The sequence below is a fragment of the Hyphomonas sp. genome, from assembly GCF_041398465.1.
Lineage (GTDB): Bacteria > Pseudomonadota > Alphaproteobacteria > Caulobacterales > Hyphomonadaceae > Hyphomonas.
This window is the reverse complement of sequence record NZ_JAWKUS010000001.1, coordinates 529,121-556,035: the sequence shown is the minus strand read 5'-3', so window position 1 is coordinate 556,035 and position 26,915 is coordinate 529,121. Positions and strand designations below refer to the sequence as shown.

General features: G+C 60.1%; 25 protein-coding genes. 8 read left to right on the top strand and 17 right to left on the bottom strand.

From position 1 onward, the window contains the following. Window positions 1-7 precede the first annotated feature (7 nt). From R3C98_RS02630 to R3C98_RS02620, 3 genes are all read left to right on the top strand, one after another. Complete coding sequence (locus R3C98_RS02630; protein ID WP_371312565.1) at window positions 8-493, top strand: hypothetical protein; 486 nt, start codon at window positions 8-10, stop codon at window positions 491-493. 460 nt (window positions 494-953) lie between these two features. Continuing rightward, a complete protein-coding gene (locus R3C98_RS02625) occupies window positions 954-1,277 on the top strand; it encodes a DUF736 domain-containing protein (RefSeq protein ID WP_371312564.1) in 324 nt (107 codons plus the stop codon). A gap of 440 nt (window positions 1,278-1,717) precedes the next feature. Then, on the top strand, window positions 1,718-2,893 hold the full coding sequence (locus R3C98_RS02620) for a Fic family protein (RefSeq protein WP_371312563.1): 1,176 nt from the start codon (window positions 1,718-1,720) through the stop codon (window positions 2,891-2,893). A gap of 198 nt (window positions 2,894-3,091) precedes the next feature. On the opposite strand, the gene mobF is transcribed toward R3C98_RS02620, so the two are convergent. Genes mobF through R3C98_RS02600 form a run of 4 tightly spaced genes read right to left on the bottom strand, consistent with a single transcriptional unit; the run spans window position 3,092 to window position 6,570 of the window. Then, window positions 3,092-4,183: a MobF family relaxase gene (mobF, locus tag R3C98_RS02615; protein ID WP_371312562.1), complete on the bottom strand. Its 1,092-nt coding sequence runs from the start codon at window positions 4,181-4,183 to the stop codon at window positions 3,092-3,094. Further along, the gene (locus R3C98_RS02610; RefSeq protein WP_371312561.1) at window positions 4,183-5,988 is read right to left on the bottom strand and encodes a helicase HerA-like domain-containing protein; all 1,806 of its coding nucleotides are present in this window, start codon (window positions 5,986-5,988) and stop codon (window positions 4,183-4,185) included. Before R3C98_RS02610 ends, mobF begins: the two co-directional genes overlap by 1 nt. 10 nt (window positions 5,989-5,998) lie before the next feature. Continuing rightward, on the bottom strand, window positions 5,999-6,310 hold the full coding sequence (locus tag R3C98_RS02605; protein WP_371312560.1) for a hypothetical protein: 312 nt from the start codon (window positions 6,308-6,310) through the stop codon (window positions 5,999-6,001). Further along, window positions 6,307-6,570 carry a helix-turn-helix transcriptional regulator gene (locus tag R3C98_RS02600; RefSeq protein ID WP_371312559.1) on the bottom strand — a complete coding sequence of 88 codons (264 nt, stop codon included), beginning with the start codon at window positions 6,568-6,570 and terminating at the stop codon, window positions 6,307-6,309. Before R3C98_RS02600 ends, R3C98_RS02605 begins: the two co-directional genes overlap by 4 nt. 439 nt (window positions 6,571-7,009) lie before the next feature. On the opposite strand from R3C98_RS02600, the gene R3C98_RS02595 reads away from it, so the two are divergent. Continuing rightward, on the top strand, window positions 7,010-7,534 hold the full coding sequence (locus R3C98_RS02595; protein ID WP_371313325.1) for a DedA family protein: 525 nt from the start codon (window positions 7,010-7,012) through the stop codon (window positions 7,532-7,534). Here R3C98_RS02595 and R3C98_RS02590 read toward each other — a convergent pair. The 5 genes from R3C98_RS02590 to R3C98_RS02570 are packed head-to-tail and all read right to left on the bottom strand — an operon-like array spanning window position 7,491 to window position 12,772. Then, window positions 7,491-8,759 carry a glycosyltransferase gene (locus R3C98_RS02590; RefSeq protein WP_371312558.1) on the bottom strand — a complete coding sequence of 423 codons (1,269 nt, stop codon included), beginning with the start codon at window positions 8,757-8,759 and terminating at the stop codon, window positions 7,491-7,493. The genes R3C98_RS02595 and R3C98_RS02590 overlap by 44 nt on opposite strands. Further along, the gene (locus R3C98_RS02585) at window positions 8,756-10,033 is read right to left on the bottom strand and encodes a F390 synthetase-related protein (protein WP_371312557.1); all 1,278 of its coding nucleotides are present in this window, start codon (window positions 10,031-10,033) and stop codon (window positions 8,756-8,758) included. The genes R3C98_RS02590 and R3C98_RS02585 overlap by 4 nt, the downstream gene beginning before the upstream one ends. Next, on the bottom strand, window positions 10,030-10,806 hold the full coding sequence (locus R3C98_RS02580) for an MBL fold metallo-hydrolase (RefSeq protein WP_371312556.1): 777 nt from the start codon (window positions 10,804-10,806) through the stop codon (window positions 10,030-10,032). The genes R3C98_RS02585 and R3C98_RS02580 overlap by 4 nt, the downstream gene beginning before the upstream one ends. Next, window positions 10,803-11,774 carry an NAD-dependent epimerase/dehydratase family protein gene (locus tag R3C98_RS02575; RefSeq protein ID WP_371312555.1) on the bottom strand — a complete coding sequence of 324 codons (972 nt, stop codon included), beginning with the start codon at window positions 11,772-11,774 and terminating at the stop codon, window positions 10,803-10,805. The genes R3C98_RS02580 and R3C98_RS02575 overlap by 4 nt, the downstream gene beginning before the upstream one ends. Continuing rightward, window positions 11,771-12,772: a 3-oxoacyl-[acyl-carrier-protein] synthase III C-terminal domain-containing protein gene (locus R3C98_RS02570; RefSeq protein WP_371312554.1), complete on the bottom strand. Its 1,002-nt coding sequence runs from the start codon at window positions 12,770-12,772 to the stop codon at window positions 11,771-11,773. The genes R3C98_RS02575 and R3C98_RS02570 overlap by 4 nt, the downstream gene beginning before the upstream one ends. A gap of 1,066 nt (window positions 12,773-13,838) precedes the next feature. Between R3C98_RS02570 and R3C98_RS02565 the strand changes: the two genes are divergently transcribed. Further along, on the top strand, window positions 13,839-14,426 hold the full coding sequence (locus R3C98_RS02565) for a hypothetical protein (RefSeq protein WP_371312553.1): 588 nt from the start codon (window positions 13,839-13,841) through the stop codon (window positions 14,424-14,426). A gap of 6 nt (window positions 14,427-14,432) precedes the next feature. On the opposite strand, the gene R3C98_RS02560 is transcribed toward R3C98_RS02565, so the two are convergent. The 7 genes from R3C98_RS02560 to R3C98_RS02530 form a co-directional block, all read right to left on the bottom strand. Beyond that, a protein-coding gene (locus R3C98_RS02560; protein WP_371312552.1) for an IS3 family transposase occupies window positions 14,433-15,571 on the bottom strand; the annotation gives its coding sequence in 2 pieces (ribosomal slippage) (window positions 14,433-15,313 and window positions 15,313-15,571; 1,140 coding nt in all). Between the two features lie 27 nt (window positions 15,572-15,598). Beyond that, window positions 15,599-16,957: a gamma-glutamyltransferase family protein gene (locus tag R3C98_RS02555; protein WP_371312551.1), complete on the bottom strand. Its 1,359-nt coding sequence runs from the start codon at window positions 16,955-16,957 to the stop codon at window positions 15,599-15,601. 216 nt (window positions 16,958-17,173) lie between these two features. Beyond that, a complete protein-coding gene (locus tag R3C98_RS02550) occupies window positions 17,174-17,596 on the bottom strand; it encodes a VOC family protein (RefSeq protein WP_371312550.1) in 423 nt (140 codons plus the stop codon). A gap of 175 nt (window positions 17,597-17,771) precedes the next feature. Then, a complete protein-coding gene (locus R3C98_RS02545; RefSeq protein WP_371312549.1) occupies window positions 17,772-21,710 on the bottom strand; it encodes an autotransporter-associated beta strand repeat-containing protein in 3,939 nt (1,312 codons plus the stop codon). A gap of 421 nt (window positions 21,711-22,131) precedes the next feature. Next, on the bottom strand, window positions 22,132-23,010 hold the full coding sequence (locus R3C98_RS02540; protein ID WP_371312548.1) for a 3-hydroxybutyryl-CoA dehydrogenase: 879 nt from the start codon (window positions 23,008-23,010) through the stop codon (window positions 22,132-22,134). Window positions 23,011-23,198: 188 nt separating this feature from the next. Continuing rightward, complete coding sequence (locus R3C98_RS02535) at window positions 23,199-24,128, bottom strand: electron transfer flavoprotein subunit alpha/FixB family protein (protein WP_371312547.1); 930 nt, start codon at window positions 24,126-24,128, stop codon at window positions 23,199-23,201. A gap of 1 nt (window position 24,129) precedes the next feature. Continuing rightward, window positions 24,130-24,876, bottom strand: coding sequence for an electron transfer flavoprotein subunit beta/FixA family protein (locus R3C98_RS02530; protein ID WP_371312546.1), 747 nt, complete (start codon window positions 24,874-24,876; stop codon window positions 24,130-24,132). Window positions 24,877-25,042: 166 nt separating this feature from the next. Between R3C98_RS02530 and R3C98_RS02525 the strand changes: the two genes are divergently transcribed. The 3 genes from R3C98_RS02525 (at window position 25,043) to R3C98_RS02515 (ending at window position 26,208) form a co-directional block, all read left to right on the top strand. Next, window positions 25,043-25,525 carry a DUF3617 domain-containing protein gene (locus R3C98_RS02525; RefSeq protein ID WP_371312545.1) on the top strand — a complete coding sequence of 161 codons (483 nt, stop codon included), beginning with the start codon at window positions 25,043-25,045 and terminating at the stop codon, window positions 25,523-25,525. Window positions 25,526-25,615: 90 nt separating this feature from the next. Next, window positions 25,616-25,852: a YdcH family protein gene (locus R3C98_RS02520; protein ID WP_371312544.1), complete on the top strand. Its 237-nt coding sequence runs from the start codon at window positions 25,616-25,618 to the stop codon at window positions 25,850-25,852. A gap of 119 nt (window positions 25,853-25,971) precedes the next feature. Then, window positions 25,972-26,208: a hypothetical protein gene (locus tag R3C98_RS02515; RefSeq protein ID WP_371312543.1), complete on the top strand. Its 237-nt coding sequence runs from the start codon at window positions 25,972-25,974 to the stop codon at window positions 26,206-26,208. Between the two features lie 16 nt (window positions 26,209-26,224). Here the strand turns inward: R3C98_RS02515 and R3C98_RS02510 are convergent, their stop codons facing one another. Further along, window positions 26,225-26,704 carry a DUF4262 domain-containing protein gene (locus R3C98_RS02510; protein WP_371312542.1) on the bottom strand — a complete coding sequence of 160 codons (480 nt, stop codon included), beginning with the start codon at window positions 26,702-26,704 and terminating at the stop codon, window positions 26,225-26,227. Between the last annotated feature and the right edge of the window lie 211 nt (window positions 26,705-26,915).

The window sequence follows — 26,915 nt, the reverse complement described above, 5'->3', positions numbered from 1 at the left end:
GGGCGTCATGTCGTTTGCTGAACGCTTTTCATGCCTGGTCTGCCCCGGTGACGCGATCACCTGCGAGGCCGATGGCTTTACCGTAACCGCCCGTATTGTGCCGGACGATTGTCCTGACGCGCCCGACAAGCGCCAGGAGGGATTCTGGCCTTCTCTCTACATCAATGATCCGGGCTTTATCGGCCCGGGGCCGAACCACCGCGAGCGCCTTGCGAAGGCGAAAGCGGAGGCTGACGCCACCATGGAAGCATGGTGTAAGGGCGACTGGTTCTATTGCGGGATTGTGCTTTCAGTGTCGTTCGAAGGGATTGAGCTTGCGCGTCATGCGGCGAGCCTTTGGGGTGTCGAGGCGAACTATCCGGGATCAGACAATGCCTGCCTGACCGAGGTGGCAGACGGGCTGCTGTCCGAAGCCCTGAAAACGGCCTGCGAAGCCGCCGAGCGGCTTTGCGTGGCTTATCGTCAAGTCCGAGCGCATGTGGACACTGCCTGAGGCTCGTCTCCTCCTCTCCGGTAGCGTGCGAGCCGTCCGGGCTTGGTCCGGGCGGCTTTTCGCGTCTGAGTTCAAGCATGTGGAAGCGCGTGCCAGCGCGGTTCGCCACCTGAGAATGTTTTTCGAAAATTCGCGCGTCGCGAGGTCGCGCAGACATATTCGGACACATGTCAGTGGGGTGGCTTTTAGTTCACTGGCGGCCGTCTATAGCCCCTTATTCCCGTCTCTTGCCGCATGACCTGGACGCGCTGACCCGGCCCTGAAACCGGACGGGCGAAGAATTTTCCTCTGCGTGTTCCACGCATTCACCGCCAGACAAAATTCCCCGCCCGTCCGGTGCTCCGCTTTGCTTCGCCCGCATGCGGTTCAGGCCCGGGTCAGAGCGTCCTCACGGTCCGGCGTCGACGGGGACAACGGGTCCCCGAAGACACAAGCCAAAGGAACGAAAAGGAGACCCCCAATGGCAAACGCACTCGGATATGTCAGCGAGACCAAGTCCGGCTTCGAAGGCACCCTCGCCATGATGAACTTGCAAGCAGCCATCCGCATCGAGAAGAATGGCGAGAAAGCTGCAGAGGGCCAGCCGGACTACCGCATCTTCGCTGGAGATACCTCCACCGAAATCGGCGGCGGCTGGATGCGCAAAGCGAAATCCTCGGGACGCGACTATGTCTCGCTGACCCTCGCAGACCCGCAGATCGGTCCCCGCCGGATCTATGCAAACCTCGCCCCGGTCAAGGGCAAGAAAGGCCGGCACGTGATCCTCTGGAATCCGAAGGATTGATCGTAGCGGTGACGGCGCCTGCGGGTGCCGTCACCATTCGTTTGTGTGTTTTAAGTGGTCGCCCGCACGCGTCGCCGAAAGAGCCCCATTGACCGCTTGCGATCACATTGTGTGACTTCAAGTTGTCGAATTGTGATTGCGTCAGTCGATTGCCCCAGCCCATTGGGAACCGGTTCAGGTGCCGCGTCCGCGTCATGGACCGACAGAGCGCAGGGGTTTCGACGTCAAAGACCTTAGCGCGGTTAAAGGCAGGAATGGCGGCGATATGATCGTCTGGAACGCACAGGACTGAGTCTCGGGTACCAGGCTGAGCGACAGGGTTCCCTGTCGCTCAGTGGCTTAAATAACAAAAAATACCAAAAATATTAGTTGCTTGACGTCTGCTTTCATTCGTGTGAGTTGTTGCACGGTAACTAACAAAAGGGTCGATTTTCGTTATTATGACAGATCAGGCGAAGAACAATCGTCTCGGCGAATATGTCATCAGTTCGGTCGGCGAGGAACGGTATCGCGCCTATATTCCCGCGCCTCTGCCGCCTGATCCGCCTCTCGATATGACGCGCCTGTATCCCTTGCTTGATCAGGCGAGTACTGCGCTCGGTCGGCTCGACGGCATGAGCATGATTTTGCCGGATCCTTCGCTCTTCCTCTATATGTATGTCCGCAAGGAAGCCGTCCTGTCATCTCAGATTGAGGGGACCCAATCCTCACTTTCAGACCTCCTGCTCTTCGAGGTAGATGAGGCCCCGGGCGCGCCGCTCGACGATGTCACAGAAGTTTCCTGCTATGTTGCGGCGCTCAATTATGGCCTCACACGCCTGAACGATCTGCCGCTCTCACTCCGGCTTCTGCGGGAAATCCACGCGCACCTCATGAACAATGCGCGCGGCGGTAACAAGAATCCTGGTGAGTTCAGGACATCCCAGAACTGGCTCGGCGGTACCCGCCCCGGCAATGCCGTTTTCGTGCCGCCGCCGCCAGACAAACTCGCGGACTGCCTCGGCCGCTTTGAGACTTTCCTTCACGACGAAACCGTCCGGCTTCCCGTCCTCGTCAAGGCGGCGCTTGCCCATCTCCAGTTCGAGACAATCCACCCTTTCCTTGACGGCAATGGGCGGCTCGGTCGCTTGCTCATCACACTGATACTTTGTGCCGAGGGTATTCTGCGCGATCCGCTGCTCTATCTCAGTCTCTATCTAAAGACCCATCGCGCTCGGTACTATGAGTTGCTGCAATCGGTTCGCGAAACCGGGAATTGGGAGGACTGGATTGAGTTCTTCCTGCAGGGCGTCATAGAGACATCCCGGCAAGCGACCGATGCAGCGCAAGCGATCGTCAAACTCTTCAAGGACGACCGCGTCACGATCGAAAAAAGCGGCCGGTCGACGGCCTCGGCTTTGTCTATCCACGCGCTTCTACAAAATCGGCCAATCGCGACATCGACCCGCGTGACGGAAGCCACCGGCATGTCCCTTCCGACCGCGCTCAGGAATCTTGCGTTGCTGGAGGAACTGGGCATCGTCCGGGAAATCACCGGCAAGGATCGCAACAAGATTTTCGTCTACGGGAAGTTTCTGGATATCCTGAGTCAGGGAACTGAACCTCTGAGGAGCTAAGGGAGAAGGGTGTTCACACCCCATGCACCTTCGATGCTGACAGACCGCCGAGCGATCCAGTCTAAAACACCCTCAGCCAAAGGAAATCTCGTCCGGAAAAGCCGTGTACGGAAACCGCAGCTTGCGATTACGAATTTTTCGGAGATCAGCATGCAAGCTGATGACTACGGGTGGATACGCCCAAGAAATGCGTATACGTCAGCGTTCGTGTTCAGTGTCGCGCTCGCCCGGTTTCTGACGCAGGCTGATCCGCAAGCCTTGCATGCTGGATGAAGTTCGTGACGCGTGTGCGATGGCGCTGATCATTTGCTGCACCGAGGGCAGGGCGCGGGCTGGCGATCGTGCGCGTGCTTCGCGACCAGGTGTCGGACCGAGGCGGGTTGGAGCGCCTGCTTGCGCTTGCTGCTGGCGCGCTCTGACCAGATTGAAGCCGAGTGTCCTGGCCTCTGCTTGCCATGCTTGGAACAGTGCCGTCCGTTCCCTTGGTCGCTTGGCCTGTCTTGTGCGCAGGGCTGCCAGTTCCATCCCCTTGGCCGTACAGTAGCCATAAGTGTCGGCCGCGTTTTCGATCGCCTGCCTGCGCTTCGAAAAGGCGCGTTCGATGTCGCGGGGGATCGCGGCAAGGCGGAAGCTCGTGCCATGGCGCTCCACGGCATGGCCATCGCGCTCGAGTCCATTGGCGAGGTGCGCGCGGTAGATGGCGCCGGCTTCCTTCTGGGCCTTGTAGAGATCGCGGCTGACGAGACTGCCCCAGCTTCCGTCACGTCGGGGCGCCAGATTGAAGATGAAGGCGTGGGTGTGAAGCTGAGGGTCGAGATCACGGCTCGTGTGGTGGTGGAAACGAGCAATCGTCAGGCCGGCGACGGGCTCGCGGATCGCGCCGCCCTTGCCGCGCCTTGTGAATGCGTGATGGTCTTCGAGATGGGTGGTGGCGGCATGAACAGCTTGACGGTGAGCAGCTTCGATCCTGGCGCGTTCGGCAGGGGATGAAAGCGCCCACATGACCGAGACCGATTTCGGGGCCGAGAAAGTCATGTCCCAGCCTGGGGCGTGCGACTTTCCGATCTGGGTAAGGCGCGTGCCAGTTCTCGGATCGTGCCCGTTGAGAGCGGCTTCGAAATCTGCCTTGGAGACGGGGCCTTCAAGCGCGAGGCGCTCGGCGCCTCTGCCGTCCCATTCCCCATCTGCTTCGGCCTCGCCCTGGCCCGTATAGTATTCGTCCTGAGCCATATGCTTGAAATAATTCACAGCGGCCGCAACGGACTTCCGGGCGGAGATGGATGCGACCATCAGGCGTCGTGGTCCCGGGAGAATGTATTCCGGATACGCTGGGCGACTTCCGGCGCCAGGATTGACGTGAGGATGCTACCTGGCGTGTCGGGCAGTGGCGCAATCTCCCGGGCAGGTCTTGTCGTCCAGTCGGCGAGCATACTGGCGGGACGCAATTCGCTGAGCTTCGGATAGGGGAGGGTGATCTCGTAGGCATGTTCGCCGGGGCCGATGAGAAGTGCGCGGACGCCTTGCTTGAATGCGCCCAGCCTGTCCGACAGTTCCGACGGCGTGATGACAGGGCGAACTTCCCGCTCCTTTGTCCAGCTTGTCGAAATTTGACCGACTGATCGTGTCTCGCTCTTGCGGTAGAATTCGACGGTCTGTTGGCCGATCAACCGGCTCGTCGTTTCGGCGCTTTGCCCCAAGTTCATGCGGGTGATGATATGCGTACCGATCATGCCGATCCAGGCATCGGCCTGGTCATGGCCATATGTGTTGCGGATCTGGGAAAGGTCCTGTGCGCCGAGCACGACGCTGATGCCCTTTGACCTGCCGACATCCAGCAGGGTCGAGAAATGGGGCAGGCGTTCGAGCTGAGGGAACTCGTCGAGGAAGAGCCAGGTGCGCCGTGCCGGGTTTTCCTGCATGGCTGGTGAAGCCGCGTGGGAGGCGAGAAGGCCGATGATGCTGGAGAGCCAGGCCTTGGTCAGCTGCGGAAAGCGTCCATCATGCTGCAGAATGATCGGGTCACAGGCCGGATGGCGCAGCCATTCCCGGACTGAGAAGGATCGCCCGCGTGAACTTTTCGGCCAGGCTTCGGCGAGGACGCTCACCACGTTCATATGGGCCTTGAAGGTCGAGATGATGCTTTGCGTCGTCTTACTGCTCGGTTCTTTCAGGAACTGGATCGCTTCGGGGTGGTAGCGTTCGGCAATACTGAGAAGCGCATCTGCATCCGCGACCACCAGCTTTCGGAGGTCTGCCCAGCCCCAGCCGCGTCCTTGTCTGACCTGCAGCGAGATAACGCAGGTTGTCAGGATCTCGCGCGCTGCATCTGACCAGATACGGTCCGACCGGCTTTCAGGGATGAGCCGCGCCGCGAATTCGCGCGCTTCCTGAGGGGTCTGGCAGTCGGTTGCGATGTCCCATTGCAGGGAGCGGGCGTCATGCGGCGCAATGATGTTGCCGATCCTGGGCAGTTTCGAGGTCATGTCGCCTTTGACATCGAGCACCAGCACCTTGTCGCCGCGCTCAATGGCCTGAAGCATGAGGTGCAGCATGGCGGTGGTCTTGCCTGCGCCGGTACTGCCCCAGATCAGGAAATGACGACTTTCTCGATCGCGGCTGATGGGAATGCCGGGCGGAAACTCAAGTCCGGATCCGGACCGGCGGCACTCGCTTTTGGACAGGGATTGAAGCGCTCGTCGAGCGGTTCTGCCTGCAAGGTGCTTCCGCCCACGAATGACTTTAGGGGGGGGACGGGCAGTCACCGTCTGGCGGACGAAGCCGATCAGGGCGAGGAGCGATAGTCCCGTCAGAACCGCGATAGCATTGTGCCGGAGCATGAATTGCCCGGTCGTTCCATAATGGTCGAGAATGCGCCGGCATCTCGGCCAGTCAACAGATCCGATAGGATCTCCAATGAGTGAAGTAATCCGGGCTTTGCCGCATCTCGCCATAAACGCGCTGTCGTGGCGTGCGTAGACGCCCGCCTCGGTGTAGGCGCCAGGTGGGTATAATTCGAAACCAAGCTTGTAGGTTGCGATAGAAGCTGCGCCACACAGGACAGCAAAGGTGAAGAGGGCGGGCTTGAGGTGTCTCATGGTACGACCCTCAACTGGCGGTCCGGCCGCTGAGAGCAAGGAGCAATTGCTCGAACATGGATTCAATGCGTTCAAGCGAGCTGGACTGCTTGTCGACTGTGGTCGAAGCTGCAGCCAGGTCCTGGGACAGAGCTGCGAGCCTTCGCTCGATCTTCAGGAGGCGTTCGGCCTGCGTGTACGGATCACCGTCTGTCAGGCCCGACAGGATAAGCTCTCGTGCGACGCCCGTCGGGGTTCCGGACATGCGGCGAGCCCGTACGGTCAGCTTTTCGATATCCGACTCGGCGAGGCGGATCGATAGGGGCCTGGATTTGCCGGTCATTGGGGAGGCCGCTTTGGCTCGTTTTGGCCCTTCTCGCATTCGGCGAGCCAGCGGAGCACGGTGCGCCGGCGGTAGCGGACCGCCGTGCCCAGCTTCAGAAAGGGAGGCCCGCCACCACGGCAGCGCCATGTGGCCAGCGTGCAGACCGGAACGCCGGTCAGCCGAGACACGGAAGGTGTGTCTATGGCTTCATCGAGCCAGCCAGGATTATCCTGAAGGATATCCTCGATTTCGGGAAAGTGGTCACGGGGTTCGGGCATGCACTCTACTCCTCATACTGCGAGTAATGGCCAGCCCAGCACAGCTCGGTCGATCAGAAAAGAGCAACGAAATCCTTGAGCTACCTGAAGGTGCCCGGGAATTCACGCGGCCTCACGATACACCACAAAAAACCACTTATTTCCTCTTTCGCGCATCCGAGGAAATTTGAGGCTCCAAGATCGCGATGATTTTTTCTTCGCTGAATTTACTCGTCCGCATTGCCGGATCGGCGCCTTGTGTAGCCAATCCGTGCCAGGCTGACATGAATTCGACAGACCTGTAATGTTCACGCCGTTCGGCCGCGGCAAACAGATTTGGAAAGCCGAAGGCGCCGTGTAAGCCTGACCTCTTGAATGGTGTTTTGACTTGTCCCTGTCCCTTCTTTCCGCACTGTTTTTTGGCGCGTTTTTTGATGCGACGCTTGGGACATGCTTTTTCGTGTTCGGTGAGGCCTACTTTCTGCTGGCTGGTGGCCTGGCTTACAGCGAGCATGCGTGGCAGGCCGTGGCGGTTGTATTTGCTGGAGCCTATGCTGCGGATCAGACGGGCTACCTGATCGGACACAGGTTGCGGCCTTGGTTCCGGCGTTTTGCGCTGGCGACCCATCAGCGGCGCGCCAATTATCGCAAGGCGCTCGTCCTGCTGAACCGTCATGGGATCAAGGCGGTCGCCGTGTCGAGGCTGCTGGGTCCCGTGGCCTGGTTCATGCCGGCGATCTGCGGCAGCGTGGGCCTGCCATGGCCCCGGTTTGCGGCCGGATCCGCGCTGGGGGTGCTGCTAGGTGTCGGCGGCTTTGTCTGCCTTGGTTATGCGAGCGCGTGGGGGGCGGAGCACGGGGACATCGATGTCCGGGCCATGATCTCGGCCCACAAGTGGACGATCCTGCTGGTGGGCCAGGCCGTATTCCTGGTGGCGGCGCTCATTTCACGGAGTGTCGGAAACGCTCTGTTTCAGAAATTGTAAGCTCGGCCAGTTCGCGCGCACCATCGCGTTCGCGCAACGGCTGGACGAGTTCCCGGGCGCGCAATTGCACCTCGGGACCGAGCGCGAAATCGAATGCACCGCCGACGGTTTCGGCGTCGACAGATCGGGAGACGAGCGGCGCTGGTGCCACGCCGATCTCCTGCAGCCGCTTTGCGTGCCAGAACTGGTCCAGGCGCTGGGGAAGGATGACCTGAGGGGTGCCGGCGCGCAGGGCTGTGTCCAGCGTGCCTGCGCCGCCGTGGTGGAGGATCGCGCCGCAGAGTGGAAACAGCGCGGCGTGGGAGATATGGCCTATGATGTGATGCTTTGCTGTCTGTCGTGGCGACAGGCGATCTGCGAGCCCAGCCGAGACGAAGGCGCGGAGGCCGCGGCTGTCGAGGGCGGAGAATACGGCATCGATCAGGGCGTCCGGGGTTTCGGCTTCGAGGGAGCCGAGGCCGATATAGAGGGGCGGCGAGCCGGCGGCCGCGAACGTGCGCGCATCAGCAGGCAGGACTGCAGGATCGGCAAGATCGAGCGAGGGGTAGGGCAGGAGGTGGTCGTTCGCTCTCCAGTCAGCTGGCCTGTGCGGAAGCAGAGCCGGCGAGACGCTGGTGATGCGAGGTAACGCGTGATTCAGATGCGTGCGTGTGTGATCCAAAGGCGGCATGTCGCGCAGGCCAAGCCGCGTCCGGTGCGGTTTCAGTGCCTGTTCCATCATCTTTTGTGCTGCCCAGACTGTGCCATAGCCGACACGATTGAAAAGTTTCCCCTGCCAAGGCCGCCAGACCATGGCGCAGGGGATTTCACTGGTCGGGGCGATGACTGGCTGGAGGGCATGGAGCAGGTAGGGAATGCGGTATAATTCGGCAGCGAGTTTTGCCGGGGCGCAAATGCCGTTGGCGAGGATTGCATCGGCCCCTTCCGCCGCCTGGAGCGAGCGCTCAGTGATGTCGTCGACATAGGGGACCACCATTTCCTTCCAGTCGCGGAGGAAGTTAAACGGGCCGGCTAGGGTGCCGCGCTGTTCGGCTTCGTGGTTCCAGCCGGCAAGGGAGAAGGCCGGCGGTGGCGCGGCCGCAACCCCGTGATCCAGAATGATCGTGGTATAGTCCTGTGGCGCGAGGATGCTGACATCTGCGCCGAGCGCCTTGAAACGTTGCGCCGCGGTGATGAAGGGCATCACGTCGCCGAGGCTGCCGAGAACCTGGATCGAGACCTTCATGGTCGGGGCGCCTCCGCCAGAACCCTGACACGCCTCAGCTTCCGCCCGGCTTCCGGTGTCAGGCGCTCTGCTCGCGCCTCGATCCCGGGATGGGTGCCGCATTTTTCGAAGAGTGCCTGCAAGCCCGCGCAGGCGGCATCCAGAGCCTGAGCCGCCTCAGGTGGCAGCAGCAGCGTGACAGCGTTCGGTCCTGTCTGCAGGACCCGGAAATCCCGGATCGAGGGATCGGACCGGACGACGGCGTTGCGGATGACGTCGGGCGTGATGCTGGCGATGGCACCGTGAGGTCCGGCGAGGTGAAACACGTCGTCCTGCCGGCCATGGATCTGCTTGATCGCCTGATGCGGAAGGCCGCAGCCGCAGGCGGATTCCGCCAGCTCCAGAATGTCGTTCATCCGATAGCGGACCATGACTTGCCTCGTGCGGGAGAAGTCCGTGATGAGCGGATTGACGAGGTGGCTGCTTCCGTCGACGGGTTGGAATTCGAACGCGATATGGTCCTCGATCAGGTGCAGGGTCCCGAGCGGACAGGAGACGCCGAAAAGGCCCTCTGTTGCCATGTAGATTTCCCGCATGGTGAGACCGAAGCGCTCCTCGATCACTTGCCGGTCGGCGGGGTCCAGCACTTCAGCGCCGGAGAATATCTGTTCGGGGTGAACCGGGACGTCTGCTCCGGCAAGGGCGCGCAGGAATTTCGGCGGGCCCACGATAACGGTGGGCCGGAACGCCGCGAGGGGCGCGAATTGCTGTTCGATCCCGGCGGTGAGGTCAAAGAAGCGAAGTTTGAGGCGGCCGCTTTCATTAGCGGTGTCATAGAGCTGGGAGTTCGCCGGAAGGACGATGGCGACGCGGTGAGCGCGTGTTAGTACATCCGGCAGGGCCCAGGCGAGCATGACGCCAAGCCAGCGGCAACGTTCCGCTTCTGACACGATGTAGAGGCCCCGGTTGCCGGACGTGCCCGTACTTGCGCCAATTGCGTAGCCTTTCGGAGTAGTGCCCGCTCGCTCATGTGCCCAACCTTCTTCTGCAGTGAGCCCCAGCCGGTTGTAGGCGGCGAAGTTGCCCATCAGGGTCGCCTTGTCCATGACCGGCCAGCTTGAAAGCGGCTGTCCTCTGTATGCAGCAAATGCGGGAACTTGCGCGGCATCGCGGTCGAGAAAGGCGTTGAGGTGGCGCTGTTGCGCGGAGATGAGTTGATCGCGGGTCGCTGCGTGTAAGCGGCGGCGTGCGCGCCAGAAAGCACGCAGCGTCAGCAGGGTTGTTTTCAGGCTCACGCCACCGGCTCCGGGTCGTGGCAGAGGACCAACTCGCCGCCGGCATGGACAAAATTACGGATGCGATTGGCGGTGTCTTCGGCTTCGCGCGTACTGTCGAGCACGAACCGCGCCGGGTAGCCGGGCGAGCGGCGTTCCAGGATTGCGCGGCGCAGCCAGTCGGCATCGGCGGCGTAGAGCAGCGGGCGTTCGCGTTTCGGGAACAGGAAGCCTGTATGCCCGCGCATGTGACCGGGCAGCGGCACGGCCAGAATGCTGCCGTCCGAGAAGAGGTCATGGGCATGCCCAAGACCGAGTGGAGCTTCAGTTTCCGGAAACGTCTGGAAGGGCTCGGCGCGTTCGGCGAGGTTTTCCGGGAGGAGTTCCGCGAAGCAGCCCTTGTGCGTGCGGCCGAGCCATCCGGCGGTGAGGAAGTGCGACAGTGAAGGACCGTCAACGAGAATGCGTGCGCTCGGGTAATCCTTCAGGGCACTGACATGATCGGCGTGAAGGTGCGAGACGAGGATGACGGAGACATCGGGTGCGCGGCCGGGAAGTGCGTTTTCTGTCAGTGCCGGACGCAGGATGCTGGCATAGAGCGAGAGAGGCGGACTGCGGAAGCCTTCGGTGACTCGGGCCGTGTAGCCTGTATCGATCAGGCATGTGCCGGCGGCAGGATGCTCGAACAGACCATAGCGGACAGGGATCGGAACCTGCTTCCAGCGCCCCCCCTTTAGCACGAGGCGTTCGGGCGCGCGAACATGGGCGCTGATGGGGAAGACAGGCTCGATCATGCGTCTTGCTCCGCAAAGGTGCGTTCGAGCCCGTCTTCGAACGTGATGCGCGGTTGCCAGCCAAGCTGGTCGCACGCCCGAGAGATATCGAGAGTCTGACGGAACGCGAACAGGCCTGCGCTGTAAGCAGTCACGGCGGGTTCCGGGCGGCCGGGCAGGGCGGCGTGGAGGGCTTCGTTCAGGCGAGTGACAGCCTGGACCGCGCTCCATGGCAGGCTGCGCCAGCGGACTTCGATCCCGGCCTTTGCCGCAGCCTGTTCGGCGACGCTTCGAATACTGAGGGCTTGCCCGCCGGAAATGTTGAAGACGCGTGCGGCTGGGGAGAGCGCGTCCATGGCGGCGAGGACGGCGTTCACAACATCGTCGATATAGGTGAGGTCGGTTGCGGCATTGCCGCCCCGCATTAGCGGCAGGGGGCGTTGCCGGGCGGCACGCAAGAGGCGCGGGAGCAGTGCCGTGTCGCCGGGACCGTAAAGGCCGCGCGGGCGGAGGATGACGGGATCGAGTGACGGTTCGGCCAGAACGAGTGTCTCGCTTGCTGCCTTGGTTGCGGCATAGGCGTTTACCGGTGGAGGCAGGATCGTGTCTTCCGGAATCTCTTCCTGATCGGCGAAACGAAAATAGACGCTTGGCGAGGAGATGTGCACGAAGCGACCAACACCAGCAGCGCGGGCGAGGTCCATGGCGCGTTGCGTGCCATGAACATTGGCGGCCTCAAAGGCGCAGCGTGCGCCCCATGGAGACGACAGGGCCGCGCAGTGCACGAGGTGGGAGGCAGACGGAAGGGTTTGTGGAATTTCACCATGGACGAGGTCCAGCTCGAGCGGTGTCGCGCCGAGCTTTGCCAGATCGGCGAGCTTTTTCCGATTGCGGCCCACGGCAATCACAGGCTCGCCAGCGGCCAGCAGACGCCTGGTTACAGCGCCGCCAAGGAAGCCTGTCGCGCCGGTGACGATGGTGGCGGTCATGCCTGCAGCGTTGCTCCGCCCAGCGATACGCCAGCCGATGTGCCGATCAGGAGGACCTTGTCTCCTCTGCGGATGCGCCCCTGCCGGCGGGCAAGGTCCAGCGTGGCAGGGATCGAGGCGGCGATGAGGTTGCCGGTCTCCTTGACCGTGGCGACGACCTTTTCCCGCGCGAAGCCGCACTTGCGGATCATGTGTTCCAGCGCGAGGGGGCTCGCCTGGTGGGGAATGACGATGTTGACGTCCTTCTGTTGCCAACCGGAGAGCTGCAGCAGCCGGTCGATGAAGCGGGGCAGGTTGGTGCGGGTTAGCTTGAATAGGGCATGACCGTCCATGCGGAAGAAGGAATTCGCGTCGAAGGCGTCGGGCTCTTCATGATAGTCGTAGCGCGTGCCGCCGGCGGCGAGCGCGCACATGTCATAGCCCTGCGCCCAGGTTTCGATCAGCACACGGTTTGTATTCAATGGAGAGGAGGAGGGGTCCGATTGCCCCATGACGATGGCTGCGGCACCGTCGCCGAAAAGACCGGCCGTTGCCGGGTCGTCCTGCCAGGGCAGGGCGCGGCTGGCGATCTCGCTTGCTACGATCAGGACCCGTGCGGCGCGGCCGGTCGAGATGTACATGTCTGCAACGTCCATTGCGGCAACGGCGCTGAGGCAGGTGGCGTTGATGTCGAAAGCCGGGACCGGCGATTTGTTGAGGCCGAGTTCGCGCTTTATCAGGGCAGCCGTTGCCGGGATGGGCTGGCGGCCGACAGCGGCGGCAAAGAGGATGAGGTCAATATCGTCTGGGGTGAGACCGGCATCGTCCAGCGCACTGTGTGCGGCAATGGCGCCGAGGCTTTCCTGCGTTTCGCCCGAGGCGATCATGGAGCGCGATTTCACGCCGCATGTGTCTTCGAGCCAGCCGGCGCGTTTGTTCAAGCGGGCATCGAGTTCCGTCGACAGAACCTGCTTTCCCCCGGCCTGCGACCCTGTTCCCAATATCGCCGATTGCTGCATGACTGGTCATTTTCTCCCGACTTGCCCTCACCAGCAGTGATTAAATGCTCACAACTATGAAGGCCTGTCAAATCCAAATTGTGGACGCCGGAAGTCGGGGCCGTTGGCAGAGATTTTGTGGCTGCGTGACGCAGTTGCTCACACGGCTCCCTTGTAATCTCTCTGCCGTCACTGGTCTGCACCCGAAAAAGTGGCCCGCTATTTGAGCTAGTCCCAGCTTCGATTGAGACGCTTGGGATCGGTGGTCTCAAGACGGAATGTTGGAGACGTTCCTAAGGTCTGGTGGATAGCGATCTGTGGTAACCTTGGTAACCTTTTCCAACTTGACCCATCAAAGTATATCAATTCGAGGCAATACATTTGCTGTTTTTATTGAATTATTTCAATCTCCAGCAACGCCCAACACCCCATGATTCCGATTCCTAATCTGTAGGTCACGCGTTCGAATCGCGTCGGGATCGCCATAAAAAGATAATAAAAACAATGAGTTAATAGAGTAGCGGGTTGAATTTAGAACACCCAAAGGTAGCAAATTGTCCGATTTGTAAACGATTTGTAAGTGGTTTTTAGCAAGCTCGGTTTTCCTCACATTCTTTCGGCAAATGTATAATTGAGGCCGCACCCAAAATGCACGCCAAAGAAGCAAAAATACAATCAAAACTAGAAATACTCGCGCATTTGGTGAGGTCCAAGCGCGAGATTCAATTTTTTGCATACTGTCTTCGGGGGTGAATAGAGCTACAGAATCCCAGCATGTAGATCGAAAACCTGATCAAATCTGCGGCGCAACTTCTTGCTAACTTTCGAGCGCTTTGTGTTTTGTCATTGCCGCCTAAGAGTTTTTCTATTGTTCCGCCAGTCCAATCAAAACGGCGTTCACAAAGAAGGTGCACGTGAAGTGAGAGGATCTTGTATTTGAATGGGTCATAATACTCTCTAGTCAGAACAATTTTCAGAAATGTCTATGACATTTAATACCGACATTCTTTTCCCTGGTGGGGCACGCAATTCTGCCTTCGTGCGCTTGGGTGCACAACGCTTGTAGGGGCATGTAGAACGAATTTATATGTTGCTTGAGGAAACTTTAGCGGCAGAAAAGTCTGCGCCGGACGATAAGCTATTTCTCCAAAAGGAACCAAATAGATCTACATACACGTTCATTGTGGATCATTGCGGGGAGCTGGCAGTCTACAATCGTTCTCGTGGGGGGTGGGTGTTGAGGGTATTATTGATAGTGGTTTTGGTTGTCAGTGCGGGCTTGTACGTGCTGTTCAATTTCAGTTCTTCAAAAGAAGATCACATTTGTAACGGTATCGTTCGTCTACCCGGAATTCCCGACCGCAGTGAGACTCTGTTCTTCACATATGAAAAGTACGCGCCGTGGGTGGGACTTTGGAGCGACTCTGACGGTAGTGTCTGGATCGAGGGCAAGATTTTCCCCACGAGCTTCTATCCCAATGTTGATGCAAATGACCGCTTTTTTTCCGTATACGACTTTGATGGAACGTATGTTGGGGAGTATTCGCTCTTGCGCGACCACTTTACCGTAAAAGTCGGCGAGTTTTCGTTCAGTGGTGATTGCAGACGGAAATCGCCCTGCTCTGCCCCACAGGGGTGGTCCACCGGTTTTGTTAGTCCGGCGGTTTTCACGTAGCGGCGTTCATGCCGCTACCTCCTCACAGTAAGGCGGTATGAACGCCGCGGGCAAGATGGTTTGTGGAGCGGGTGGCCGGTAGCCCAGAGAAGAGTGCGGGCGCGCGGTGTTGTAGTGCCGCCGCCAGGTTTCGATCAGGATCTGGGCCTCCCTGAGATCGAAGAAGATTTCCCTCGCCAGCAACTCGTCCCGGAGCTTGGAGTTGAAACTTTCGCAGTATCCGTTTTCCCATGGGCTTCCCGGTTCGATATAGAGCGTCTTCACGCCGATACGTGCCAGCCAGTCACGGAGGGCTGTTGCAATGAACTCAGGGCCATTGTCAGAGCGTATGTGTTCCGGCGGCCCATGCCGAACGAACAGCTCACCCAGCGTGTCGAGGACATCCCGTGAGTTCAGCTTTCGCTCGACTCGGATGGCGAGGCACTCCCGTGTAAACTCGTCGACCACACACAGCATGCGGAACACACGTCCATCATGGGTGCGGTCCTGCACGAAGTCATAGGACCAGACATGGCCTTTGTGCGCCGGCCTCAGCCGCACACACGAGCCATCATTCAGCCAGAGACGACCGCGTTTTGGTTGTTTCATCGGCACTTTCAGCCCCTCCCGTCGCCAGATGCGGTAAACCCGCTTCTCGTTCACATGCCAGCCATCATTTCTGAGGAGCGCCGTGATCCGGCGATAGCCATACCGGCCGAACCGTTCGGCCAGGCGGATAATCGCCGATGTCAGGGCGTCCTCATCATCTCGCCGTATGGGCTGCTTGCGCTGGGTCGAACGGTGCTGGCCGATCACACGGCAAGCCCGGCGTTCGGAGACGCCAAGCTCTTCCACCACGTGATCGACTGCAGCACGACGACGCGAAGGGCTTAGAACTTTCCCCGCACGACTTCCTGAAGGATCTGGTTGTCCAGCGTGAGATCAGAGACTGCGCGCCGAAGCCGGGCGTTTTCCTTCTCCATATCTTTCATGCGCTTGGCTTGGTCGACCTGCAGGCCGCCATACTCTTTGCGCCAGCGGTAGTAGGTCTGTTCGGTCACACCGACGGCGCGCGCCGCCGAAGCTGCAGTTTCACCGCGAGCGAGGCGAACCTCCACCTCCCGCAGTTTCGCAATAATCTCTTCAGGCTTGGCTCTCTTGCCCATGTCTCAGCTCCATATCTGAAGCCGGAACTAACTCAAATAACGGACCACTTTTCGGGAGGCAGACCAGGATCCCATGCCTGCGAAGTTGGACTGGATCAGGCTGACCATCATGCCACTGGAATCGCTGACCGTCAGATAGGTCGTGCCGCCCTGGTTCGGGGCATCGCCCGGGAAGGCACGGTCCATTGGGCGGTCTGGCCGGATCAGCGCTGCCCGCTGCTGGCCATAGGAATCGGAGAGCAGCATGTCCATCGGGATTTCGGCGAAGTCCGGATCGGCGAACCAGCGCGCGCGGTCTTCGAAGGCGAGGCGCTTGGCTTCAGCCTGGAGATGGATCGACAGGGCTGACATCAGGCCCGCATCGCGCATGTCAAAATTCTTCAGGATAGAGAGCATCTGGAGCGTCGTCGGCCCCTGGCTGTTCGGCGGCATGCCGTAGACCGTGACGCCGGCACGGTAATCGACCTGGTTCGGCTCAACCCATCTGGCGTGCTGGGCAGCCAGATCCGCGCGAGTCATCCAGCCGCCGATGCGTTTGAAATAGGCTTCGATCGTGTCAGCGATCGGGCCGTCATAATAAGCGTCCCGGCCGCCTTCGCCGATCATGCGCAGGGTGCGGGCAAGGTCCGGATTGCGGACGATCTCGCCTTCTACCGGCGTACGTCCGCGCGTGTAGTAGACGGCTTGGATATTCTCGATTTCCTCGATGCCTGAATTGGGGCGCATGAAGCCAGCCATGTCGCTCTTCATGCGGTCCGCGATCATCAGGCCAATCGGCATGCCTTCCTCGGCAACATCCGCGGCAGGCTGCATCAAGTCTTTCCACGGCAGTTTCCCGTAGCGCTGATGCATGGTCCACCAGGCATCGACGGCGCCGGGGACGGTCACGGCCGCGGCGCCATGGAAGGGGACACGGCCGCGTGGAGATTTCTCCCGCAGGGTTTCCAGAGACAGGCCAGCCGGCGAATGCCCGGAGCCGTTGAGGCCCACGACCTTGCCGAGTGCCGGATCCCACATCAGGCAAAAGGCGTCGCCGCCAATGCCGTTCGCTGTCGGTTCGACCACACCGAGTGTTGCATTGGCCGCGATCGCAGCATCCACGGCAGAGCCGCCCTTGCGCAGGATGTCGATGGCGACCAGCGTTGCACGCGGATGCGACGTCGCCGCCACGCCATTCATGCCCCAGACAACGGAGCGGGACGCGAATGGCGAACCAGCCAGACGGTCTCCTGAGTGGATCGCGTCGCTGAGCGGTTTCGGCGTGCCTTCCGGCGGCGTGGGCGGAGCCGCTGGTAATTCAGCTGCCGAAGTGGGTGGGGTGGAGCAGGCCGAGAGCGCCAGAGCGGCCGTTGCCGGCCCGGTAAGGAGGAATTGTCTGCGTTTCATAATGAGGTCTTGTTCAGGGAAGGAGGGGGAAGACCCCCACCTCAGTGCGCCCTGCTGCGAACCTCAAGCGCAAGCGTCGATCCGGGCGCGGCGGGTGTCAGATTGCCCGATTGTTGTCGGTCACCAGACGGCAGCGCCATTTAATGCGGCACCGGCTTTCACCGGATGGCGCATGCGGAATATCCGGCATCGTGTCTGGATTGCAGGCTTTCTTTGTTAGCGTGCAAACAGTTGCGACAAGTCCTGAAATGCCTTCATTTCAATCGCGTTCCCAGAAGGATCGCGGAAGAACATGGTGGCCTGTTCGCCTGCCTGTCCCTTGAACCGGACATAGGGTTCAATGATGAAGTCCGTGCCGGCTGCAGTCAGTTTGTCGGCAAGTTCCTGCCAGTCCGACATTTCCAGCACGACGCCGAAATGCGGTACGGGTACGTTATGGCCATCGACGCTGTTTCCCGGATCGCTGGTCTTGGCGGAACCCGGAACCAGATGGGTGACGATCTGGTGGCCATAGAAGTCGAAGTCGATCCATTCCGGCGCACTGCGGCCTTCCGGACAACCCATCAGGCCGCCATAGAATTTTCGTGCGGCGTCCAGATCGTGGACGGGAAAAGCCAGATGAAAAGGCCGAAGTGACATGACACCTCCAAACGTCTTGGTGGCCTGCCTTATGGCTTACGGCGCCGAGTGTGCCTAGCGGTCAATTGACAGAAGACAACCGAAGTCAGGTGTATGCCTCGGATATGTTCAGCCGGTACGGAAAATGGCCGGCTGCAGTTGCCCGCAGCCGGCAATTATTCCCTAGGATCAGGTCTTACCAGACCATGTTCACTCCGAACATCAGCTGCTGGGCATCATAGTTCGAGGTGTTGTAGCGGCCGGTGTACTCCAGTTCGAGGCCGATACGGTCGTTCACCTGGCGGCGGGCGCTGAACCCGTAATTGTAGGTGTCGAGACCGCGGCTGGTCGATTGGGTCTGCCAGACAGCATCGCCGAGCCAGACAGTCCGTTCCACAGTGGGGTCGGCACCGATATCCCGCGTCCAGTCAGCGAACACGGCGACATCCGTCTCGGCCACTTTGCGGGCGATTTCCGCGCCCAGTTTGGACTGCAGCGTGCTGCGGCTTTCGCCTTCGAGCGTCAGGTTCGCCTCGTTCATATTGCCCACTTCGGCATATTTGTGGACATCGAGGAACGCAGCCCGGAGACCACCGATGGCATAAACGCTCGTTTCGCCGAGAGTGACCGCCTTGTAGCGGGCCTCAAGCTGGGCATGCGTCATGGAAACCGGCTTGTCCGACTTGGTGTAGGCAACCAAACCCGGGAATTCCGTGGTGCGGTTGGTTTTCACCGTGGCCTGCGTGTGGCCAACCAGACCGGACAGGGTCAGACGTGTTGTCACAGCGCGGCTGCCATAGAGGTAGGCCGTCAGCATCTGATTGGTCGCCCCGTTTGCCGTGTCATTGTAGATTTCGGCGGTCTTGTAGCTGCCGGCTACGCCGACGCGCAGGTCATGGCGGTTGATGAAGGTCGCCCCGATCGTAATGCCGTAGACGTCTTCATCGAAGCCCATGCCGGCTGCGTCCGGATCATAGCTGGCACCCCGTGCATCCGCACGCGACCAGAGATGAATTCCGTTCTTCAACTCGGTATTGATACCGCCGATGCCTGTATCACCCTGTGCAGCCGACAGGATCATGGAGTCGGAGCCGGCAATGATGGATTCGGTGCTCTCCAGGACGTGGGCGTGAATGTCGCCTGACAGGGACGCAAGGACTGCGTTGACCTGCGAGGCGTTCATGCCGTTGAACTTGGAAAACAGGTCCGTGAGATAGCCATCCGTAGACTGTCCATTCGCGGTCGCCAGGTCAAGGCCACGCCCTGCAGCAACAGCGTTGGTCTGCAGGCCGCCATCCTGGGCCAGAACGGCAAGGCTTTGTGCGACAAGTGCCAGTTGAATGGAATCTTGATTGTAAATCAGGTTGAACCGGGTGTTCGCCGGAATGCCAGCCGTCGGCTGGTCAATCGTATCGAACGCCCCGGCGATATTGTCGGCCACGACGACTGTGAACACGTCGCCGATTTCAGCATTGAAATCATTGTTCGCGTTACCCGAGATCCCCCGCAGGATTGGATTGATCGTGCCATTGGCCGTGAAAGTCGCGCCTTCACCGGTCAGGACAATACGGTCATACGAACCGGCACCGCCGGCCGCCGAGTAGTTGCGTCCGTCGATCTCCGTATAGAAGAGCGACCCGTCGCTGAGCGTGACATCGCCGGAGACGTAGAGCGTACCCGGTGAGTTGCCTGGCTTCAGCATGCCGCCGGTCAGGACGAGGACACTGCCGTCCACACCGCCCGTGCCGAGCAGGGAAGCGCCATCGACTACGGTCAGCAGGTTTGTGCCGAAAACACCGTTGACGTCCAGCGAACCGCCTTCAACGAAGCTGTTGCCGCCGAGCCGGGAAACGCCGGCGATCCGGAGTACGCCCTCGCCAAACTTGTGCAGATCGCCAGTGCCGCTCAGGATGCCGTCAAAGGTGCCATCGGACGACTGATCGAACTCGATCGTGCCATTATTCAGGATGTCCCCCTGCAGTGTGCCGGTGGACCCTGCCAGCGTGCCTTCCTGGATGTTCGTGCCCCCGGTGTAGGAATTGGCGCCTGTCAGGACGAGCCGGCCGGAGCCTGCAAGATTCAGCGTACCGTTGCCGGAAATTTCGCCAGCCCAGACCAGGTTGTGGCCCTGCACATCCACAGTCGAATTGGAATGAGCCAGGGTCAACTGGTGTGCCGATGTCATGTCGGCACCCGTCTGGAAGGTGGCGTCACGGAGAATGAGTGCACCGCCGCCTAGGCTGGCATCCGTCGAAGCACGCAGTGTGCCTTCGGCGATGTCGAAGCCACCTTGGTTGGTGTTCGTTCCGGTGAGAACCAGTACGCCATTACCGCTTTTGGTCAGACGACCGGCGCCTGTCATGTTGCCGGCATAGACACCGTCACTCGACTGGTTGAACTCGACCGAGCCATTGTTCTCGACAGCGCCCTTGATGGAGCTGGCTGAACCAACCAGCGTGCCGCCAGCGACTTTCGTCCCGCCGGTGTAGGAATTGGTGCCAGTCAGGACGAGCCGGCCGGGGCCTGAGAAGTTCAGTGTGCCGTCGCCGGACACTTCGCCTTGCCAGGTCAATTCACCCTGTTGAACGTCTACCGTGGAGTTGGAATGCTGCAGGATCATCCGGCGGCTCGACGTCATGTCGGAACCGGTCACGAACGACGCGTTTCCGATCGTGAGATCGCCCGTTCCGAGCGCTTCATCACCGGTCACCAGCAAAGATCCGCCCTGGACGTGGGTGCCGCCGGTGAAAGTGTTTGTGCCCGACAGGAGCAGACGGCCTGACCCCATGACGTTCAGTGCACCGGCACCTGAAATGTTGCCTTGCCATTCGACGTCATTGTCCTGGACGTCAAAGCGGGAATTGGAGTGTTCCACAACCATCTGGCGGGCCGACACCATGTTTGCGCCCGACTGGAAGGTCGCATTCCCGATCGTGAGCGGGCCGCCGCCAAGGTTCTGGTCGTGCGATGCGCGCAGGGTGCCTTCCTGAATGGTGAAGCCACCCTGGTTGGTGTTGATGCCGTCAAGGACCAGCGTGCCGGACCCTGTCTTTTTCATGTTGCCGACGCCGGAGTAGCCACCCGTCACCGATACGATGTTGCCTTCGGTGTCCATGGTGCCGCCCTTGGATTGCACGGTGAAGTTCGCACCGACGAATGTGTCCATGTTGAACTGGAGCGTCCCACCGACAAAATTCGGGTTCACCTGCGAGGCGCCAAGCTGTGCTGCAGTGTAGTAGGTGCTGCCGGTGTCGATGTCCGGAATTACGGGAGCTGGCGGCGGAGGCGGTGGCGGCGGCGGTGAAGCAGGATTTTGCAGGCCGCTGCCGTCAACCACCGAAGAGCCAGACGGCACGCTGTTGAGTGCAACAGACGAAAAGGTCAGATAGCCGCCAACGCCAAAATATTCACCGTTGCCGGTGGCGATGACGGTCACCTTGTTGAAGAAATTGGTGTCATTGATCGCACCAATGAAATGCTCGGTTCCCCCAATCGAACTGGAGATACCACCCAGCAAGAGCGGATCGGCTGCGCCGAACCGAAGGTAAACTTCCGACGAATTGACGGTGTTGCCGTCTGGAGTCGGATTGTTCGTTGCGCAGCAGGTGCCCCAGTCGTTCACCATCGTACCGAGCGCGTTCATGGAGAAGGGGGTTGTGCCATCGGCCTCGAAGAATTCGTAGGTGTAGCCCAGGGCTTCGGCGCCGACGAAAGTTCCGCCATGGCTGTTGCCCCAGTTGGTGAAGCCGTCGCTGCCGTTGTCTCCGTTCTGATTGTTGGGAGCGGGGTTGCCATTCCACATCGTCTTTACCGTGACGGAAGGAGCGCCGCCCGCGCCGATTACCAGGAAAGTATCCCCGGTCGTGTTCAGGATGTCGAACTCATAGATGTTCGACGTGCGCGTGGACCCGGGATTGGCGGTGTTGTAGGCATTATCAGCCGCTGCGATCGTGTCCCCGAACGTCTGGATGCCGGCGTTCACATCGTCGTTGAAGTAGACGGCGGGATCTGCGGCAGCGGTGCCGGAAGACAACAGGGAGACTGCGATGGCGGTGAGAGATGCTGTCACAAAAGAGCGCGCAAGCATCCGGTTGCGTCCGCCGAGGCTGGACGCACTTCTGGTATAATTTTGCATGGACTAACTCCGGAAAGACTCAACTTTGAGGGGCGTAATTGTTGTGTTTTTCCATCATACCTTTAGGTAGAATGAGTAAGCCCGCATGGTGAATGACAGGTTACGGAGTATCCATTTTGGCGTTCAGAATGTTACGCGAAAAGCCGTCTATTTTAACGGGTAAGCAGAGTCTGAATGGAATTCCGGTGTCGCAGGTGTCGAAAGCGCGCGGTTCGTATCTGCAATAACATATATAGTTGCGGGGATGACGACGGGCTGACGGCTCCGGATTGCGGAGCGAGACGCCAGCTTGCCTCAGCGTCGCCTTACTACTTTACGGCAGGACCCGATTTATACGTACCGCGCAATTGCCTTCGCAACCAAAGGGAGACGTCGGTGCATGATATCTGGTAGCGTCCCGGAAAGGTCCGTTTGCAGAATATTACCGGGTGGGAACCGGCGCGTCGCCCGAATAGTCGTAGAAACCCTTGCCGACCTTGCGGCCAACCCAGCCGGCCTCGACATATTTCACGAGAAGCGGGCAGGGGCGGTATTTCGTATCGGCGAGGCCGTCATGCAGCACCTGCATGATCGACAGGCAAGTATCGAGACCGATGAAGTCTGCAAGCGTCAGCGGGCCCATCGGATGGTTCGCGCCGAGGCGCATGGCAGTATCGATGCTCTCCACCGTGCCAACGCCTTCATAGAGTGTATAGACCGCCTCGTTGATCATCGGCACGAGAATGCGATTCACGATGAAGGCCGGATAGTCTTCGGCGTTCGTGGTTGTCTTCTCCAGCCGGTTCGCGAAGTCGATCGCGGTCTCATAGGTTTCCTGGCTGGTCGCGAGCCCACGGATCACTTCCATCAGCTTCATCAGCGGCACCGGATTCATGAAGTGCATGCCGATGAACTTTTCCGGCCGGTCCGTCGTCGAAGCCAGGCGGGTGATGGAAATGGAGGATGTGTTGGTCGCCAGAAAGGTGCGCGACGGAACGATCTCGCAGATGGAGCGGAAAATCTGCTCTTTCACTTCGCGCTTTTCAGTGGCTGCCTCGATGATCAGGTCATCATTCTCATGGGCTTTGATCGAGGTCGATGTCTTGATCCGGGCGAGGGCCGCTTTCATCTCGTCAACGCTGTACTGCTCGCGGGAGACTTGTCGGGCCATATTCTTTTCGATGGCATCCATGCCGTGCTTCAGTGCGTCATCCGAGATGTCCGTCATCACGACGTCATAGCCGGCAAGGGCGCTGACATGCGCAATTCCGTTACCCATCTGGCCTGCGCCAATCACGCCGATCGTCTGAAGGTTGGTCATCCGGTTTTGCCCTGAGTCTTTTTTAACAAGCCTTGTGACATATCCTGTTTGTGCAGTGCGTCAAAGATCAAGTCAGCACATCATGCCGGGAGCTGGTTTGGTAACAGCTGACCAGGACATGTTGTTTCCGGACAACAAAAAGCCCGGCACAGGCCGGGCTTTTCGCTTAAGGGGTGATTTCGGTTCGCTTAGAGCGCGCCGGTCAGTTCCGGAACGGCGACGAACAGGTCAGCGACCAGGCCGTAGTCGGAAACCTGGAAGATCGGGGCTTCCTCATCCTTGTTGATGGCGACGATGACTTTGGAGTCCTTCATGCCGGCAAGGTGCTGAATGGCGCCGGAGATGCCGATGGCGACATAGAGTTCCGGGGCGACGATCTTGCCGGTCTGGCCGACCTGGTAATCGTTCGGGGCGTAGCCAGCGTCCACAGCCGCACGCGAAGCGCCGACAGCGGCGCCGAGCTTGTCGGCAAGCGGGAAGATGACTTCCTGGAACTTCTCGGCAGAGCCGAGCGCACGGCCGCCGGAAACGACGCGCTTGGCGCCGGCAAGTTCCGGGCGATCCGACTTCACCATTTCTTCCGAAACGAACTCCGACTTGAACGGACCTGCCGGTGCATCGACCGTTTCGACAGAAGCCGAACCGTCATTTCCGGCAGCTTCAAAAGCGGTGCCGCGCACGGTGACGACTTTCTTCGCATCGGCCGATTTCACGGTCTGGATGGCGTTACCGGCATAGATCGGGCGCTCGAACGTATCGGCGTCGATCACGGCGGTGATCTCGGAGATCTGCATCACGTCGAGCTTTGCAGCGACGCGCGGTGCCATGTTCTTGCCGGCCGTGGTGGCGGCGAAGAGAACAGCATCGTAGCCGCTCATCAGCGGGACGATCAGGGCTTCCATCGGTTCAGCGAGCTGCTTGGCAACGCTTGCGCCGTCAGCGTGCAGCACCTTGCGCACGCCGGAGACTTTCGCGGCGGCAGCGGCCACATCGCCAGCGCCTTCACCGGCAACCAGCACATCCACATCGCCGCCAAATTTGGCAGCAGCGGTCACGACCTTGTTGGTAGCGTCCGAGAGGGCCGCATTGTCGTGTTCAGCAATAACAAGCACAGCCATATCAGATGACTCCTGCGGTTTTCAGTTTCGACACGAGGGTGGCAACATCCTCGACCTTTTCGCCAGCCTGGCGTACCGGCGGTTCGGTGACCTGGACCACCGAGAGGCGCGGCGCAATGTCGACGCCGTAGTCGGCCGGGGCCTTCTCGTCGATCGGCTTTTTCTTTGCCTTCATGATGTTCGGCAGCGACGCGTAGCGCGGCTCGTTAAGGCGCAGGTCAACCGTGACAACGGCCGGCAGGGCCAGTTTCACGGTCTGAAGGCCGCCGTCGACTTCGCGGGTCACGGTCAGCGCATCGCCATCCTTCTCCAGCTTGTAGGCGAAGGTGCCTTGCGGCCAGTCCAGCAGCGCGGCCAGCATCTGGCCGGTCTGGTTGGAATCGTCGTCGATGGCCTGCTTGCCGACGATCACGAGATCCGGCTTTTCTTCTTCGACCACTTTGGCCAGCAGCTTGGCAACGCCCAGCGGCTCAACCGTTTCGTCGGTCTTGATCAGGATGCCGCGGTCGCCGCCCATGGCGAGGGCCGTCCGGATGGTTTCCTGTGCCTGTTGCGGGCCGATGGAAACAATGACGACTTCTGTGGCTGTACCGGCTTCTTTCAGGCGGACAGCCTCTTCGACGGAGATTTCGTCGAACGGATTCATCGACATCTTCACATTGGCGAGATCGACCCCGGTCTTGTCCGGCTTGACGCGGACTTTCACGTTGTAATCGATCACGCGTTTTACGGGCACGAGGACCTTCATGAGCAGTGCTCCACACGTTTCGAGGGATTGGACTTAATAGATGGGCGTTGCCTACAGGCACTGAAAAGCTTTCGCAAGTTTGCCGTTGACGTAAGTGTCAATTTGGCGCGCAAAAATAAGTGATTTCTGGCCTTAAGCGGTGCGATTCCTGCAATATGATACCTCAATGACGCGATCCGGACTGCTCCTGAGCCTAATTTTTGCCTTTGCGGCGCCTCTAACTGCTGCTGCAGAAGGTGTCTCGGCGCTGGATCCCGGCCTTTACGCCGTAAGCACCGAAATCGAGACCAGTCTGCAGGATCCGGGGACCGGAACACTGCTGGACACCTGGGTGGAGCCTTTCGGCGGGGCAGCGTGCATCGAGGGTGAAGAAGCCCGCCGGATCCGGCCGGATACCTTCATCGATGAGCGCTGTCATGTGTCGAATGTGCGGGCCGATCCCTATGGAGAGGCATTCGATCTGTTCTGTGCCTTCCCGGAAGGCCTGCTCAGCGGGGAGGGCACCCTGGCCGTCGACCGGACGCGGCCAACGGAATTCCTGCAGCGCTTCACCCTTCGCAGTCCCGGGCCCGTTTCGTCTCAGCGGGTGACCATAAGGGGCCGCCTTGTCGGGGCCTGCCTGCCGGATGGTCTGGCTGCGGGTCCATAGAGCGCAGCGGCTACGTAGAATCCGCAATTGGCAATTTTACTTGCCGGCCTGACATGGCAGTAAGACGCGGCACTTTAACGGAGGACATCCATGTCGAACACGCCCCACGAACTCTCGGCCGAATTCCCGGATCTCGCCGACAAGATCCACGAGCTGAAAACCAGCAATGCGCATTTTGCAAAGCTCGCCGATGAGTATCACGAGCTGAACCGGCAGATTCACCGCATCGAGACGGACGTGGAACCGGCCAGCGACGAGCACCAGACCGAGCTGCGCAAGCAGCGCATGGCCCTGAAGGACGAACTCTACGCCATGCTCAAGGCCTGAGGCCTTTCCGGCGAAGGCCATGGCGCGCAGGTTTAGGTAGATTTCCGAATGGGCCGGCTGGCTCTGCTCTGTCAGAAACCATGACAGGACGGACGCTACTGACCCGGGAGGATGTCCCGATGACCCAATTGCCCCATGGCCTCGCCGATGACTTTCCCGAAGCGGTCAACCGCATGCTGGAGCTTGGGACGGAGGAGGGTGACTTCGTCCATCTTGCCGAAGCCTATGAGGCCGTCACGGCAGAACTCCAGGAAATCGAATGCGGGATCGAGCCAGCCTGTCAGGCGTACCTGGCTCAGCTGCGCCGCCAGCGCGACGCGCTCCGCGAAACTCTCTTCGCCCGTCTGAACGCCTGACCTTTCTCTATCTGCATCAGCGCCACAGCTTCGGCTGCGCTTCCATGACCGTCTCCCGGCAACCTTCGTCCCACGGATAAAGCCCGTCCAGCAGGCCCGGCCAGACAATCTGCACCAGTGCCGGATGCCCGCCTTGGCCATTGCGGGCCCACAGCCAGTCGGCCAGCACCGCATAATTCTCGAATGCATCGGCATGCGAGACCTTGCGGGCGACACAATCGAAATCCTCATGCAGGCCCTTCCAGACCTGATTGTCTTCCAGCTTGCGGCCCGCCTTGATCTGGCTGTGCACGCTGGCCAGCATGTCGTACATGACATCTCGGTGCAGGCCGAAGACAATGAATTCCGGCGCGTTCAGCGTCTGGGAAAAGCCGACCGTATACGTGTAGTTCGGGGATTCAAGCTCCGGGTCGTAACGGTGCACGGCATACCAGCCATGGGCCTCTATGCTGCCCAGGATCCGCTTTTCTTCCTCGATCACGATACCGCCCGCCATACCCGGATGACGCGCTGTCCCGGGCTTCGGGTCAAGCCGTTATTCCTCAGATGACGGAGATTTAAGCATGACAGGATTTTCATGCGAGCAGGGCGGTGTGTGCGGTTCCGCAAAATCCCGCTTGCCGGAAACGCGGTTCAGGCGTAAATCCCGCGCCGCCGCCGACCGCTGCGATAGGCACAAACGGGTGGCTGGAGCCGCCCTGCGCCTT